We start from the raw sequence: 13,964 nt of genomic DNA, 5'->3' as shown, positions 1-13,964 counted from the left end.
GCATGGGGAAACGCCCGGACGGCCAGATTGCCTGAGGCCCCGCCAGAAGCTAAAATACCCGGTTTCTCTCTACCCGCCGGTTGGATGGAGGCTGCCATGCGGCTCCGCGACGATACCGCTCTGACCTTTGACGACGTCCTGCTTCTGCCCGCCTACTCCGAAGTCCTGCCCCGCGACGTGGATCTGCGCTCCTCGGTGACCCGCGAGATCCGGCTCAACCTGCCCCTGGTCTCCGCGGCCATGGACACGGTCACCGAGGGGCGGGCGGCCATCGCCATCGCCCAGGAGGGCGGCATCGGCATCATCCACCGCAACATGACCGCCGAGGAGCAGGCCGCCGAGGTCCACAAGGTCAAGAAGTACGAGAGCGGGGTGATCAAGGACCCCATCACCATCGGACCGGACGCCCCCCTCCACGAGGCGGTGCAGCTCATGCGCGAGCACCGGATCTCCGGCATCCCGGTGACCCGGGGCGACCGCCTGGTGGGGATCCTCACCAACCGCGACCTGCGCTTCGAGGGCGGCCTGGATCGGCCGGTCTCCGAGCTGATGACCGGCGGCGAGGACCTGGTGACCGTGCAGGAGGGCACCACCCTGGAGGAGGCCAAGCGCCTGCTCCACGAGCATCGCATCGAGAAGCTCCTGGTAGTCAACGGCGAGTTCCACCTGCGCGGCATGATCACCGTGAAGGACATCGAGAAGTCCACCGAGCACCCCCTGGCGGCCAAGGACGAGCAGGGCCGGCTCCGCGCCGGCGCGGCGGTGGGCACCTCGCCCGAGACCGGCGAGCGGGTGGATGCGCTGGTCTCCGCCGGCGTGGACCTGATCGTGGTGGACACCGCCCACGGCCATTCCAGCAAGGTCATGGAGTGGGTCTCCTGGGTGAAGAAGCAGCATCCCCAGGTGCAGGTGGTGGCCGGCAACATCGCCACCGGCGACGCCGCCCGCGCCCTGGTGGAGGCCGGCGCCGACGGCGTCAAGGTGGGCATCGGCCCGGGCTCCATCTGCACCACCCGCGTGGTGGCCGGGGTGGGGGTGCCGCAGATCACCGCCATCGCCGAGGTGGCCAAGGCCCTGGAGGGCACCGACGTGCCCATGATCGCCGACGGCGGCATCCGCTTCTCCGGCGACGTGGCCAAGGCCGTGGCGGCCGGCGCCCACACCGTCATGGTGGGCAGCCTCCTGGCCGGCACCGAGGAGTCCCCCGGGGAGGTGGAGCTCTATCAGGGCCGCTCCTACAAGACCTACCGCGGCATGGGATCCATCGGCGCCATGCAGGCGGGCTCCAAGGACCGCTACTTCCAGGGCGAGGTGGAGGACGCCAACAAGCTGGTGCCCGAGGGCGTGGAGGGCCGGGTCCCCTACAAGGGCCCCATGGTCAATGTCCTGCGCCAGCTGGTGGGCGGCCTGCGCTCCTCCATGGGCTACACCGGCTGCGCCGACATCCAAGAGATGCGGACCCAGCCGGAGTTCATCCAGATCACGGGCGCCGGCTTCCGCGAGGGCCACGTCCACGACGTGACCATCACCAAGGAATCGCCGAACTACCATACGGACTGAGGGGGTGCCTAGCCCCGTGGGAGCTCCTGTCCCGGCCGCGACCTTTCCGGACTCGGGAATTGCACGGTTTTTCCCGCCGGTGCGGCGGGAAAAACCGTTATCGCGACCGGGACGGTCGCTCCTACAGGGGGCGGGGTCCCTACGCTTCGGCCCCCTTCCGTAGGAGCTCGCTTTAGCGAGCGAACATCCCCTCGCCTGCACGATATCGAGCTTTCCGCCCATGACCGAGACCACCGACACCCTCCACCAGGAGCGCATCCTCGTCCTGGACTTCGGCAGCCAGTACACCCAGCTCATCGCCCGCCGGGTGCGCGAGAGCCGGGTCTACTGCGAGATCCATCCCTTCAACGAGGGTCTGGAAGCGGTTCGGGAATTCGCCCCGGCGGGGATCATCCTCTCCGGCGGGCCGGAGTCCGTGCTGGATCCCGACGCCCCCATGGTGGACGCGGGGGTCTTCGACCTGGGCGTGCCGGTGCTGGGGATCTGCTACGGCATGCAGCTCATGACCCACCTGCTGGGCGGCCGGGTGGAGGAGGCCGCCGAGCGCGAGTACGGGCGCGCCCTGCTCCACGTGGACGAGGCCATGGGTCCCCTGGACGGCTTCGCCACCGACGAGGCCACCGAGGTGTGGATGAGCCACGGCGACCGCCTCAAGCAGCTCCCGGAAGGCTTCCGCCCCATCGGCCACACGGACAACTCGCCCTACGCCGCCATCGGCAACCCGGAGCGCAACCTGTACGCCCTGCAGTTCCATCCCGAGGTGGTGCACACCCCGCGCGGCGCGGAGCTGCTGGAGAGCTTCGTGCGCGGCGTGTGCGGCTGCCACGGCCAGTGGACCATGGGCTCCTTCATCGAGCTGGAGGCGGAGCGCATCCGGAAGCAGGTGGGGGAGGGCAAGGTGATCTCCGCCCTGTCCGGCGGGGTGGACTCGGCGGTGGCTTCGGTGCTCATCCACCGCGCGGTCGGCGACCAGCTCACCTGCATCTTCGTCAACAACGGCCTGCTGCGGAAGGGCGAGGCGGAGCGGGTGCAGCGGGTGTTCCGCGAGTGGTACGAGATCCCGCTGCATTACGTGGACGCCTCCGACCGGTTCCTCGACCGCCTGGAGGGCGTCGAGGACCCGGAGGAGAAGCGCAAGATCATCGGCAACACCTTCATCGAGGTGTTCGAGGAGGAGCAGGCCAAGCTCGGCGGCGCCGACTTCCTCGCCCAGGGCACCCTCTACCCGGACGTGATCGAGTCCGTCTCGCCCAAGGGCGGCCCCAGCGCCACCATCAAGTCCCACCACAATGTGGGCGGCCTGCCGGAGCGCATGAAGCTGGAGCTGGTGGAGCCGCTGCGCGAGCTGTTCAAGGACGAGGTGCGCGAGCTCGGCCGCGAGCTCGGCATGCCGGAGGAGATGGTCAACCGCCAGCCCTTCCCGGGGCCGGGCCTGGCCATCCGCTGCCTGGGCGCGGTGGAGCGCGACAAGCTGACGCCTCTGCGCGAGGCGGATGCCATCGTCCTGGAGGAGGTGAAGGAGGCCGGCCTCTACGAGCGCATCTGGCAGAGCTTCGCCGTGCTGCTGCCGGTGAAGAGCGTGGGCGTGATGGGCGATCAGCGCACCTACGAGAATGCCGTGTGCCTGCGGGCGGTGGAGTCCACCGACGGCATGACCGCCGACTGGGTGCAGCTCCCCTACGAGCTGCTCGGCCGCATCGCCAACCGCATCATCAACGAGGTCCCCGGCATCAACCGGGTGGTCTATGACGTCTCGTCCAAGCCGCCGGGCACCATCGAGTGGGAATAGGATAACGAAAGAGCCCCGCCATTGGCGGGGCTCTTTGCGGAATAGGGTCTGGAAGGGGAGATGTGGGAGCGGCTATCAGCCGCGACTCGCTTAAGGGGCCCATTTGGCTCGGCCACTGGCCGCTCCCACAGGGGGGTCGGTCGGGTTGTGCCGAGCTAGTTCAGGGTCTGCTGCACCGTGTAGCGGCCGTTCTCCATCTCGCCGACGAAGTAATCCATGGCCGGGTTGTTCACCGGGACCTCGGAGTTGTCGGGGGCCAGGCTCTGCTCCGGAACGTAGGCCATCTGCTCGGTGTCGTCCAACAGCACGCTGTACCAGGGCTGGTGGCGCTGGGGCTCGGCGTCCTCCAGGCCCTCCAGCCAGTCCTCCGCACCCTGGAACTCCGGGTCCACATCGACGATGACGCCCCGGTATTGGGTGCCCTGGTTCCAGACAATCTGGCCGAGGGAGAACTTGGCGGCTTGCCCGATCATGGGTCGATCCTCCTAGGGACGTTTCCCTACCCATTTGGGGGCGCAAACCGGGATTTCAAGGGGGGGACCCGAATTTCCCGGGGGTGGGAGGTACGGTCCTGGCCTCAGGAGGCGGGGTTGGTTTCCAGCAGGCCCTCAGTGGCCCGCAGGTAGCGGCCTCGGGCCAGCACCAGCTGCCAACGGCGCCCGCCCAGCTGCCGCCACAGCACCGCGGCGCGGATCCCGGCCAGCAGCAGGGCCCGTACCCGGGCCACGTTGCCGGACTCGCGCAGCACCTGCTCGTCGCCGCGCACCACGATCCGAGGGCCGAGGGTGCTGATGTGCTCGGCGTAGAGGTCGGCGAGGCGGCCGTGGAGGTTGGCGTGGCCGGGGCCGAAGTGCTCGTAGGTGCGGCGGGCCTCCTCGATGTCGGCCCCCAGGGCCTCCAGGGCGCCGCGCTTCCGTGCGAGCTTGCGCTCCAGCACGGTCATGCCGATGACGTAGCGGGCGGTCTCCATGTCCTGGCCCTGCTTGCTCTCCGCCCGCAACTGGTCGCGCATGGTCTCCAGGCCCAGCCGCACGCCCGCCACGTCCCCGAACACCGCCTCCACGGATTCCGGGTCGGTGGCGAACACGCTGGCGATGCTGGCCTCGGCCGCATCGGTGTGGATCAGGCCCCCCTCGCGGGCGATCTCCCGCACCAGGGCCGCCGCCTGAAACACGCCGGCCAGGGCCAGGGCCTGGTTGGTATGTCGGTCCTCCACCTGCTTCGCTCCCCGTTGGTCGCCGCGCGTAGTCTACCCGAGGTGGGCGGCCAGAGAGAATGCCGGTCTTTGAATCCGTGGGATTCGTCCCCAGATACGGGATCAGGAACGAGAAACCCGCCCAGAGGAGACCCGCATGGCCGATTCCCTGCACATCCCCTGCCCGCAATGCGGAGCCGTGAACCGGGTGCCCGCCGACCGCCTGGAGCAGGGGCCGGTGTGTGGCCGCTGCAAGGCCGCCCTGATCCCCGACAAGCCGATGGAGGTCACCGACGCCACCTTCCACCAGCAGGTGGAGCGCTGCGGCCTGCCGGTGGTGGCCGATTTCTGGGCCGGCTGGTGCCAGCCTTGCCAGACCATGGCCCCGGTGGTGGATGCGGCGGCGCGCAACCTGCGCCCCAACGTGCGGGTGGTGAAGGTGGACACGGAGCGGAGCCAGCAGACCGCCGCCCGCTTCGGCATCCGCAGCATTCCCACCATTATCCTGTTCCGCGGCGGCCAGGAGGTGGACCGGGTGTCGGGCGCCATGCAGGCCAACCAGTTCGAGCCCTGGGTCCGGCAGCGGGTGGCCGGGTGACCGCTCCGGCCGACGATGCGGGATGGATGGCCCGGGCTCTGGAGGAGGCGCGTGCTGCCGGGGCCCGGGGCGAAGTGCCGGTGGGGGCGGTGGTGGTCCGCGCCGGGGAGCTGCTGGCGGCCGCCGGCAACGCCCCGGTGGGCAGCCGGGACCCCGCCGGCCACGCCGAGATCCGCGCCCTGCGGGCGGCGGGGGCGGCGGTGGACAACTACCGCCTGCCCGGCGCCACCCTCTACGTGACCCTGGAGCCGTGCCTGATGTGCGTAGGGGCCCTGGTCCACGCCCGCGTGGAGCGGGTGGTGTTCGGCGCCTTCGACCCCAAGGGCGGGGCCGCCGGCAGCGTGGTGGACGGCTTCGCGCTGCCGGGGCTCAACCACCGTCCGGAGGTTTCCGGCGGCGTGCTGGAGGAGGAGTGCGGCGGGCTGCTGCGGGAGTTCTTCCGGGCGCGGCGGCAAGGCTCCTAGGGGTGTCCGGTCGGGGAGGCAGGGCCCGGATCGGAGCGTGCCGGTAGGAGCGCACTTCAGTGGCCGATTCCATCCGGGCCCGGATTGCTGCATGTACCGGGTCGCCCACTGAGGTGGGCTCCTACCGGCGGAGGGCTACGGTCTGCACCGCAGGCGGCCCCGATCCATGGTTTACTCCCCGTGCTGGGTGGGGATCCCCTTCCACCGGCCGAGCAAGCTGATGACCACGCCCGCGATGAGGACCCCGCCGAACATGGGCACCGGGGTCTTGGCCAGGTCCTCGCCGAGCCACGCCCCCGCAGACAGGAAGAGCAGGAAGGTCAGGCCCACCGCCGCCACCAGGCCGCCCAGCAGGATCGGAATGCGGATCATGCGGCGGGTGACCAGCAGATACACCAGGTACAGGACGAAGTAGGGGACCACCGAGAAGCCGATCGCCATCCCCAGCAGGTATTGATCGTCATGGGCCATGCGGCACTCCTCCCCGCGCCAGTGGCTCCCAACGGGAGCCCGACCAAAGGGGGACAAGGATACGGGGTTTGGCGGGCCAGGCCCAGGGTCCGACCCCTTCGCCGGCAGGGCCGGTGGCCCCGGGTGCCCCGGGGGGCGGCCACTGGCCGCGACATGCCGCAAGGGGCCGTTGCGCCGCGGTCCCCGACCGCTCCCGCATGGGATGCCGACTCGCTCTTTCGGCTCGCCAATTCCCTCCGGTCGTCCGGCACGGGCCGCTAGCGCTCCTCCCGCACGCCTTCGGTTGTTTCCATGATGTGCAATTCCGGTCCTGGCCCGGTCTAATGGGAAAGCGCCTTGTACGGCCTTCCGGGGCCGGAGTGGAGAGGGATCATGGGACGCAACCTGGCCCAGAAGCTGATCGCCGACCACCTGGTGGACGGCACCCTGAACCCCGGCGAGGAGATCGGCCTCGCCATCGACCAGACCCTCACGCAGGACGCCACCGGGACCCTGGTCATGCTGGAGCTGGAGGCCATGGGGCTCGACCGGGTAGGCACCGAGCTGTCCGCCCAGTACGTGGACCACAACCTCCTGCAGACCGATTACCGCAACCCCGACGACCACCGTTTCCTGCGCAGCGCCTGCAAGCGCTTCGGCGTCTGGTACAGCCCGCCCGGCAACGGCGTCAGCCACCCCGTGCACATGGAGCGCTTCGGCGTGCCCGGCAAGAGCCTGCTCGGCTCCGACAGCCACACCCCGGCGGCGGGGGCCCTGGGCATGCTGGCCATGGGCGCCGGCGGCCTGGAGGTGGCCCTGGCCATGGCGGGGCGGTCCTACTACACCCGCATGCCCAGGGTGGTGGGGGTGCGCCTGACGGGGGAGCTGCCTTCCTGGGTGAGCGCCAAGGACGTGGTCCTGGAGATGCTGCGGCGGCGGGACGTGCGCGGTGGCCGGGGCCGCATCTTCGAGTACCACGGCCCGGGCCTGGCCAATCTGTCCGCCATGGACCGCCATGTCATCGCCAACATGGGCACCGAGCTCGGGGCCACCACCAGCGTCTTCCCCGCCGACGAGGCGGTGCGGCACTTCCTGCACGCCCAGGGACGCCCGGGGGACTTCAGCGAGCTGCACCCGGACCCGGACTGCGGCTACGACGAGGAGGAGGAGATCGACCTCTCCCTGCTCGAGCCCCTGATCGCTCAGCCCAGCAGCCCGGGCAACGTGGTGCGGGTGGCGGAGGTGGCCGGGGCCCCCATCTACCAGGCCATGATCGGCTCCTCCGCCAACCCCGGGCTGCGCGATTTCGCCGTGCCGGCCCTGATGTTGGACGGCCGGCACGTGGATCCCGGGGTCTCCTTCGACATCAACCCCACCTCGCGCCAGATCACCGAGAACCTCATGGACATGGGCCTGCTCGGCAAGCTGCTGCACGCCGGCGGGCGTATCCACCAGCCCGGCTGCAACGGCTGCATCGGCATGGGGCAGGCGCCCTCCACCCGGGGCATCAGCCTGCGCACCGTGCCGCGCAACTTCCCGGGGCGCTCCGGCACCGCCGACGACCGGGTCTACCTGTGCAGCCCGGAGACCGCCACCGCCTCGGCGCTGACCGGGCGCATCACCGACCCGCGCGAGCTGAACGCGACCTGTCCGCCCTTCCGGGAGCCGGAGGGCCTCATCCTCAACACTTCCATGCTAGAGGCCCCACCCGAGCAGACGGCGCCCTTTCCGCTGCAAAAGGGCCCCAACATCGCCTCCCTGCCGGAGCTGGAGCCGCTCCCGGACCCGCTGGAAGGGCCGGTCCTGCTCAAGGTGGGGGACAACATCTCCACCGACGAGATCCTGCCCGCCGGTACCGAGGTGCTGCCGTACCGAAGCAACATCCCCGCCATCAGCAGCTTCGTCTTCCGGTACACGGATCCCGGCTACCCGGACCGGGCCTTCGGTTTCCGCCAGGAGGGGCACCCCCACTTCCTGGTGGCCGGGGAGAACTACGGCCAGGGCTCCAGCCGCGAGCACGCCGCCCTGGCCCCGCGCTACCTCGGCCTGCGGGCGGTGGTCGCCAAGAGCTTCGCCCGCATCCACGAGGAGAACCTGGCCAATTTCGGCATCCTCCCACTGGTCTTCATCGATCCCGGGGACTACGACCGGATCCGGCAGGGGGACCTGCTGCGCCTGCGGGAGGCCCCCGAGGCGCTGGCAGGCGGCGAGGCGGTAGGCCTGGTGAACCGTACCCGGAACGAGACCTACCGGCTCCGCCACGACCTCAGTCCGCGCCAGGCGGACATGATCCAGCAGGGGAGCCTCATCAACCTGGTGCGGGAGGGCGAGCCGGAGCGGGGCTGAAAGGGCCCGCCTCAGCCCGTGGCGGTGGCTCCGACCAGGGAGATCAAGGGGGCGGGATAGGCGCCCAGCAGGACCAGCAGCACCGCCAGCACGGCCAGCACCGCCCCGCCGACCCGACCGCCCGCCGGGACGGGGTGGGCCTCCGTGGTCGGCTCCTGGAACAGGATCCGCACCAGCCGCAGGTAATAGAACAGGCCGATGGCGCTGCCCACCACCAGGGCGCCGAGCAGGCTCCACAGGGTGGCGCCCACCCCGGCCACGAACAGGTAGAACTTGCCGATGAAGCCCATGGTCAGCGGGATCCCGGCCAGGGACAGCAGCATCAGGGTGAAGGTGCCCGCCAGGCCCGGCCGCTGCCAGAAGAGCCCGCGGAAGTCCTCCAGGCCCTGGATCTCCCGGCCGCCCAGCCCCGCCACGCTCACCGCGCCGAAGGCCCCCAGCATGGTGACGAAGTAGGCGGCCAGGTAGTACCCCGCCGCCTCCACGCCCAGGGCATCTCCGGCCAGCAGGGCCACCAGCAGGTAGCCGAGGTGGGCGATGGAGGAATAGGCCAGCAGGCGGCGCACGTTGTCCTGGAGCAGCGCCAGCAGGTTGCCCGCCAGCATGGAGGCGATGGCTAGGAGGGCCACCACGGTCCAGGGCCCCGGCGCCTGGAAGACCCCCGTGGCCAGCCCGTAGCGCAGCAGCACGGCGAGCACCGCCCCCTTGGAGACGGTGGCCACGAAGCCCGCCACCGGCGCCGGCGCCCCCTGATAGACATCGGGGGTCCACAGGTGGAAGGGCACCAGGGACAGCTTGAAGGCCACCCCGGCCACGATCAGGGCCATGCCCGCGCCCCAGTAGAAGCCGATGCCCTCCGCCACCGGGGCGAGCAGGGCCAGGCTGGCGAAGTCCAGCGCCCCGGTCTCCGCGTACAGCAGGGCCATGCCGAACAGCAGGACCGCCGAGGAGGCCCCCGACAGCACCAGGTACTTGAAGCCCGCCTCGATGCTATGGGGCCGGGGCGTGGCGTAGGCGATGAGGGCGAACAGGGGCACCGACAGCAGCTCCAGCGCCAGGAAGAAGCTGGCGAAGTGGGCGCTGGCGGTGAGGCCGGTGGCGCCCAGGGTGCTCAGCAGCAGGAGCAAATAGAACTCCTCGGGCTGCCCGGAGCGCTCGCGCAGCTCCAGGTAGCTCAGGACCCCGGTCACCAGGGCCGCGGCGAGGATCAGGCCGGTGAAGAGCAGGGCGAAGCCGTCCACCCGCAGCAGCGGGGTGACCATGGAGGCCCCGGGCCGGGCCGCCAGGGGCAGGAGCACCAAGGCCAGGGCCAGGGTCCCCAGGGTGGCCCCGGCCACCAGGGCGTGGCGGCGGGCGAAGGCGATGATCACCATCACCGCGAGGGAGCCGGCGGCCAGGATCAGCCAGGGCAGGAGGAGGAGCATATCGGTGCCGCTCATGGGGCCGCTCCGAGGGTCAGGGAGGCGCCGGTCTCCGTCATCCGCAGTAGGGCGTGCAGGGCAGGCTCGGCCACCCCGAGCACGGGCTGGGGTGCGAGTCCCAGCCACACCAGCCCGACCACCAGTACCGCCAGGGTGGCCGCCTCCCGAGTGCCCAGGTCCGTGGTGGTCCGGGCCGGCCCCAGCGGCCCGTGGAGGGATTTCTGCACCAGGAGCAGGGTATAGAGCAGCGAGCCCACCAGGCCCACGGCGGCCAGCACGGTGAAGACGGGGTGTTCGTCGAAGGCACCCAGCAGTATCAGGAACTCGCCGACGAAGTTGGCCAGCCCGGGCAGGCCCAGGGAGGCCACCACGAACAGCAGGGTGAAGGCGGACAGCCGGGGCACCGAGCTCCACAGCCCGCCCATGCGCTCCATGCTGCGGGTATGCAGCCGCTCCTGGAGGAGCCCGGCCACCATGAACAGGGCCCCGGTGCTCAGCCCGTGGGCCACGATCTGCATGACCACGCCCTGCAGGGCCCAGACGTTCCAGGCGTACAGCCCCACCAGCACGAAGCCCATGTGGCTGATGCTGGAGTAGGCCACCAGGCGCTTGAAGTCGTCCTGGGCGAAGGCCTGCACCGCCCCGTAGAGGATGCTTGCCACCCCCAGGCCCATGGCCACCGGGGCGAAGGCCAGGGAGGCCTCCGGAAACAGCGGGATGGTGAAGCGCATCAGCCCGTAGGCGCCGGTCTTCAGCAGGATCCCCGCCAGCAGCACGCTGCCGGCGGTGGGGGCCTGGGTGTGGGCATCGGGCAGCCAGGTGTGCACGGGCACCGCGGGCAGCTTCACCCCGAAGGCGAGGAACAGGCCCAGCATGGCCCAGAAGGCGAGCCCGGAGTCCACCGGCGTGCTGCGCAGGTCGAGATAGTCAAAGCTCCAGGTGCCGGTGGCGCCGTGGTGGAGGAACACCAGCACCAGGATGCCGAGGATCAGCAGCAGGCCGCTGCCCTGGGTGAAGATGAAGAACTTCACCGCCGCCGGCCCCCGGTCCTCGTGGCCCCACAGGGCGATCACGAAGTACATGGGGACCAGCATCACCTCCCAGAGGAAGAAGAACAGGAACAGGTCCAGGGCCAGGAACACCCCCACCACCCCGGCCACCGTCCACAGCAGGTTGAAGTGGAAGAAGCCCACCCGCTCGCGGATCTCCGTCCAGGAGGCGGCCACCCCCACCAGGCCGAGGAGCAGGGTGAGGGCGATGAGCACCAGGCTCAGGCCGTCCAGCCCCAGGTGGAAGCGGATGCCGAAGCGGGGGATCCAGGCCCAGTCCAGCTCCGCCAGCCAGGCCCCGGCGGGCGGGAAGGCGGTGCCCTGCCCGCCCCAGGCGATGGCCAGCACGATCAGGGTCAGCGCCAGGGTGCCCACGGCCACCCAGCGCACGGCGCGCTCTGCCCCCTCCAGCCACCAGGTCAGCAGGCCGCCGAGCAGGGGCAGGGCGATCAGGAGGGCCAGCATCAGCCGAACCCTCCCACCGCCAGCACGATCACCAGCCCCGCGGCGATGCCGGCGGCGTACCAGCGCAGGTTGCCGGTCTGGGTGCGGCTGAGCAGCACATGCAGGGCGCGGGTACCGGCCACCAGGCCGTGCACCCCGCGGTCCACCACATCGGCCCGGTTGATGCGGGCCAGGGCGTAGGTGGGGCGCACGAACAGGGCGTTGAAGGCGTGATCAAAGCCCCACCCCGTGTACCAGAGGTCCCGCAGGCGCCGCGCCGCCGGAGGACGAGTCAGCACGGCGAGCAGGTCGGGGCGCTGCAGGTAGGCGAGGTAGGCGAGGAAGATGCCGCCCAGGGAGGCAATGCCGCCGAGCCCCATGAGGATCCGCACCGTGGTGGGGTCGGGATGGGCGGGGCTGGTGGTCCACGACGGCGCCAGGAAGTGCGCGGGCTCCACCCAGCCGCCGATGATGGCCAGCACCGCGAGAGCCACCACGGGTACGCCCACCGCCAGGCCGGGCCGGTAGGCGGGCGCGGTGCGCACCGGCCCGAAGAAGACCACGAACACCGCCCGGAAGCTGTAGAAGGCGGTGAGCCAGGCCCCCAGCCAGCCCGCCAGCCACAGGCCGGGACTCGCCGCCCAGGTCTCCGCCAGGATCAGGTCCTTGCTGAAGAAGCCAGCGGTCACCGCCGGGAAGGCGGCCAGGGCGGCGGCGCCGGCCAGGAAGCCAGCGAAGGTCACCGGCATCCGCCGCCACAGCCCGCCCATGCGGAAGATGTCGTGCTCGTGGTGCATGGCGGCGATGATGGTGCCGGCGGTGAGGAACAACAGCGCTTTTAAGAAGGCGTGGGTCATGAAGTGGAAAATGGCCGCCGACCAGGCCCCAACCCCCAGCCCCAGAAACATGTAGCCGATCTGGCTGATGGTGGAGTAGGCGAGGATGCGCTTGAGGTCGCGCTGCACCAGGGCGCTCGCCGCCGCCAGCAGCAGGGTGGCGGCGCCCACCGCCGCCACGGCGCCCTGCACGCTCGGCGCGAGCACGAACAGGGGGTGGGTGCGGGCGATGAGGTAGACCCCGGCCGTGACCATGGTGGCGGCGTGGATCAGCGCGCTCACCGGCGTGGGGCCGGCCATGGCGTCGGGCAGCCAGCTCTGCAGCGGCAGCTGGGCGGATTTGCCCACCGCCCCGCCCAGTAGCAGCGCGGCGGCCGCCACCGCCAGGATGGAGCCGCTCTCCCATTGGGTGCCGGCGGCCTGCAGCAGCGGCTGGATCTGCAGGGTGCCGAGCCGGGCGAACAGCAGGAGCAGGCCCACCAGCAGGGCCACGTCCCCCACGCGGGTGATGAGGAAGGCCTTGCGCGCGGCGCGGCCGTTCTCCGGCTCCGCGTACCAGAAGCCGATGAGCAGGTAGCTGCACACCCCCACCCCCTCCCAGCCCAGGTAGAGCAGGAGCAGGTTGTCGGCCAGGACCAGGGTGAGCATGGCGGCCACGAACAGGTTCAGGTAGGCGAAGTAGCGCCGGTAGCCGGGGTCCTCCGCCATGTACTCGGCGGAGTAGAGGTGGATGAGCATGCCCACCCCGGTTACCACCAGGGTCATGATCAGGGCCAGGGGATCGAGGTAGAAGGCCACGGCCAGCTGCAGACCGTCCACCTCCATCCACCGCCAGGCGGTGGCGGTGACGGCGTCCCCCGGCGGCGGCGCGGCGAGGAAATCGGCGGCCACCACCAGGGTCAGGGCGAAGGCGGCGGCCACCGAGCCCACCCCCACCACCGCGATCCCCCACCGGCTCAGGCGGCCACCCAGCATCGCCAGGCAGGCGAAACCGGCCAGGGGCAGGGCGGGGATCCAGGGCAGCAGCGCGGTGATCATCCCCGCATCCTGCTGGCGGCGTCGGCATCCAGGGTGCCCAGGCGGTGGTAGAGCTGCAGCACCAGGGCGAGGCCCACCGCCACCTCCGCCGCGGCCAGGGCCAGGATGAGGATGAACATCACCTGGCCGTCCGGCTCCGACCAGCGCGCCCCCGCCACCACGAAGGCCAGGCCCGCGGCGTTGAGCATGACCTCCAGGCTAATGAGCATGAACAGCGCGTTGCGCCGCACCAGCACCCCGAGCAGGCCCAGGGCGAACAGGGCGCCGGCCAGGATCAGGCCGTGGTGCATGGGTATCTCAGCCATCCTCGTCCCCCTCCAGGGCCTCCTGGCGGCCCAGGTGGTAGGCGCCCACCAGGCCGCCCAGCAACAGAAAGGCGCCCAGCTCCACGGCGAGAAGGTAGGGCCCGTACAGGGCGATGCCCACCGCCTTGGGCGCCACCATGGCGCCGCCGGTGCTCTGGACCGCGCCGGTGAGGAGCAGGAGCAGCTCGATGAGCAGCAGCGCCGCCAGGAGCCCCGGCCCCCACCAGATGCCGGGCTGGAGCCAGCTGCGCTCCTGCTTCTCGGCCTCCTCGCCGAGGTTCAGCATCATCACCACGAACACGAACAGCACCACGATGGCCCCGGCGTAGATGATCACCTCCAGGGCGGCGGCGAAGGGCGCGCCCAGCACGAAGAACACCAGGCCCACGGCCAGCAGCGAGACCACCAGGTAGAGCAGGGCGTGCACCGCGTTGGCCGCCGTCACCACCCGCAGGGTGGCGGCCAGGGC

General features: G+C 70.8%; 13 protein-coding genes. 5 read left to right on the top strand and 8 right to left on the bottom strand.

Going from position 1 to position 13,964, the window contains the following annotated elements:
* Positions 1-96 precede the first annotated feature (96 nt).
* A complete protein-coding gene (gene guaB / locus ACLFRB_RS06955; protein WP_411068287.1) occupies positions 97-1,560 on the top strand; it encodes an IMP dehydrogenase in 1,464 nt (487 codons plus the stop codon).
* A gap of 220 nt (positions 1,561-1,780) precedes the next feature.
* Positions 1,781-3,349: a glutamine-hydrolyzing GMP synthase gene (guaA, locus tag ACLFRB_RS06950; protein ID WP_411068286.1), complete on the top strand. Its 1,569-nt coding sequence runs from the start codon at positions 1,781-1,783 to the stop codon at positions 3,347-3,349.
* A 155-nt stretch (positions 3,350-3,504) separates the two neighbouring features.
* On the opposite strand, the gene hspQ is transcribed toward guaA, so the two are convergent.
* Positions 3,505-3,822 (bottom strand): heat shock protein HspQ, encoded by a 318-nt coding sequence (gene hspQ, locus ACLFRB_RS06945; protein ID WP_411068285.1) that lies wholly within the window; start codon positions 3,820-3,822, stop codon positions 3,505-3,507.
* Between the two features lie 104 nt (positions 3,823-3,926).
* Entirely contained in the window at positions 3,927-4,565 is a 639-nt protein-coding gene (hflD, locus tag ACLFRB_RS06940) for a high frequency lysogenization protein HflD (protein WP_411068284.1), read from the bottom strand.
* A gap of 136 nt (positions 4,566-4,701) precedes the next feature.
* On the opposite strand from hflD, the gene trxC reads away from it, so the two are divergent.
* Complete coding sequence (gene trxC / locus ACLFRB_RS06935) at positions 4,702-5,142, top strand: thioredoxin TrxC (RefSeq protein WP_411068283.1); 441 nt, start codon at positions 4,702-4,704, stop codon at positions 5,140-5,142.
* A gap of 26 nt (positions 5,143-5,168) precedes the next feature.
* The gene (gene tadA / locus ACLFRB_RS06930; protein WP_411068282.1) at positions 5,169-5,606 is read left to right on the top strand and encodes a tRNA adenosine(34) deaminase TadA; all 438 of its coding nucleotides are present in this window, start codon (positions 5,169-5,171) and stop codon (positions 5,604-5,606) included.
* A 171-nt stretch (positions 5,607-5,777) separates the two neighbouring features.
* On the opposite strand, the gene ACLFRB_RS06925 is transcribed toward tadA, so the two are convergent.
* Positions 5,778-6,077, bottom strand: coding sequence for a hypothetical protein (locus tag ACLFRB_RS06925; RefSeq protein WP_411068281.1), 300 nt, complete (start codon positions 6,075-6,077; stop codon positions 5,778-5,780).
* A gap of 372 nt (positions 6,078-6,449) precedes the next feature.
* Between ACLFRB_RS06925 and ACLFRB_RS06920 the strand changes: the two genes are divergently transcribed.
* Entirely contained in the window at positions 6,450-8,402 is a 1,953-nt protein-coding gene (locus ACLFRB_RS06920) for an aconitate hydratase (protein WP_411068280.1), read from the top strand.
* Between the two features lie 11 nt (positions 8,403-8,413).
* Here ACLFRB_RS06920 and ACLFRB_RS06915 read toward each other — a convergent pair whose 3' ends face one another.
* The 5 genes from ACLFRB_RS06915 to nuoJ all read right to left on the bottom strand — a co-directional run.
* On the bottom strand, positions 8,414-9,841 hold the full coding sequence (locus tag ACLFRB_RS06915) for an NADH-quinone oxidoreductase subunit N (RefSeq protein WP_411068279.1): 1,428 nt from the start codon (positions 9,839-9,841) through the stop codon (positions 8,414-8,416).
* Complete coding sequence (locus ACLFRB_RS06910; protein WP_411068311.1) at positions 9,838-11,340, bottom strand: complex I subunit 4 family protein; 1,503 nt, start codon at positions 11,338-11,340, stop codon at positions 9,838-9,840. Before ACLFRB_RS06910 ends, ACLFRB_RS06915 begins: the two co-directional genes overlap by 4 nt.
* Positions 11,337-13,190 (bottom strand): NADH-quinone oxidoreductase subunit L, encoded by a 1,854-nt coding sequence (gene nuoL, locus ACLFRB_RS06905; protein WP_411068278.1) that lies wholly within the window; start codon positions 13,188-13,190, stop codon positions 11,337-11,339. Before nuoL ends, ACLFRB_RS06910 begins: the two co-directional genes overlap by 4 nt.
* Positions 13,187-13,495 carry an NADH-quinone oxidoreductase subunit NuoK gene (nuoK, locus tag ACLFRB_RS06900; RefSeq protein WP_411068277.1) on the bottom strand — a complete coding sequence of 103 codons (309 nt, stop codon included), beginning with the start codon at positions 13,493-13,495 and terminating at the stop codon, positions 13,187-13,189. The genes nuoL and nuoK overlap by 4 nt, the downstream gene beginning before the upstream one ends.
* Positions 13,488-13,964 (bottom strand): NADH-quinone oxidoreductase subunit J (nuoJ, locus tag ACLFRB_RS06895; protein ID WP_411068276.1); only part of this gene is annotated, 477 nt, incomplete at its 5' end. The genes nuoJ and nuoK, both read right to left, overlap by 8 nt.

The sequence above is a fragment of the Thiohalorhabdus sp. genome (assembly GCF_046545655.1).
Classification (GTDB): Bacteria; Pseudomonadota; Gammaproteobacteria; order Thiohalorhabdales; family Thiohalorhabdaceae; genus Thiohalorhabdus.
The sequence above is the reverse complement of the archived record's forward strand: the minus strand, read 5'-3'. Positions and strand labels throughout refer to the sequence as shown.

Excerpts from the sequence above, each read along its gene's own strand:
- tadA (WP_411068282.1), top strand. The coding sequence starts at position 5,169 with ATGGCCCGGGCTCTGGAGGAGGCGCGTGCTGCCGGGGCCCGGGGCGAA.
- guaA (WP_411068286.1), top strand. The coding sequence starts at position 1,781 with ATGACCGAGACCACCGACACCCTCCACCAGGAGCGCATCCTCGTCCTG.
- ACLFRB_RS06920 (WP_411068280.1), top strand. The coding sequence starts at position 6,450 with ATGGGACGCAACCTGGCCCAGAAGCTGATCGCCGACCACCTGGTGGAC.
- trxC (WP_411068283.1), top strand. The coding sequence starts at position 4,702 with ATGGCCGATTCCCTGCACATCCCCTGCCCGCAATGCGGAGCCGTGAAC.
- ACLFRB_RS06915 (WP_411068279.1), bottom strand. The coding sequence starts at position 9,841 with ATGAGCGGCACCGATATGCTCCTCCTCCTGCCCTGGCTGATCCTGGCC.
- guaB (WP_411068287.1), top strand. The coding sequence starts at position 97 with ATGCGGCTCCGCGACGATACCGCTCTGACCTTTGACGACGTCCTGCTT.
- nuoL (WP_411068278.1), bottom strand. The coding sequence starts at position 13,190 with ATGATCACCGCGCTGCTGCCCTGGATCCCCGCCCTGCCCCTGGCCGGT.
- ACLFRB_RS06925 (WP_411068281.1), bottom strand. The coding sequence starts at position 6,077 with ATGGCCCATGACGATCAATACCTGCTGGGGATGGCGATCGGCTTCTCG.
- nuoK (WP_411068277.1), bottom strand. The coding sequence starts at position 13,495 with ATGGCTGAGATACCCATGCACCACGGCCTGATCCTGGCCGGCGCCCTG.
- hspQ (WP_411068285.1), bottom strand. The coding sequence starts at position 3,822 with ATGATCGGGCAAGCCGCCAAGTTCTCCCTCGGCCAGATTGTCTGGAAC.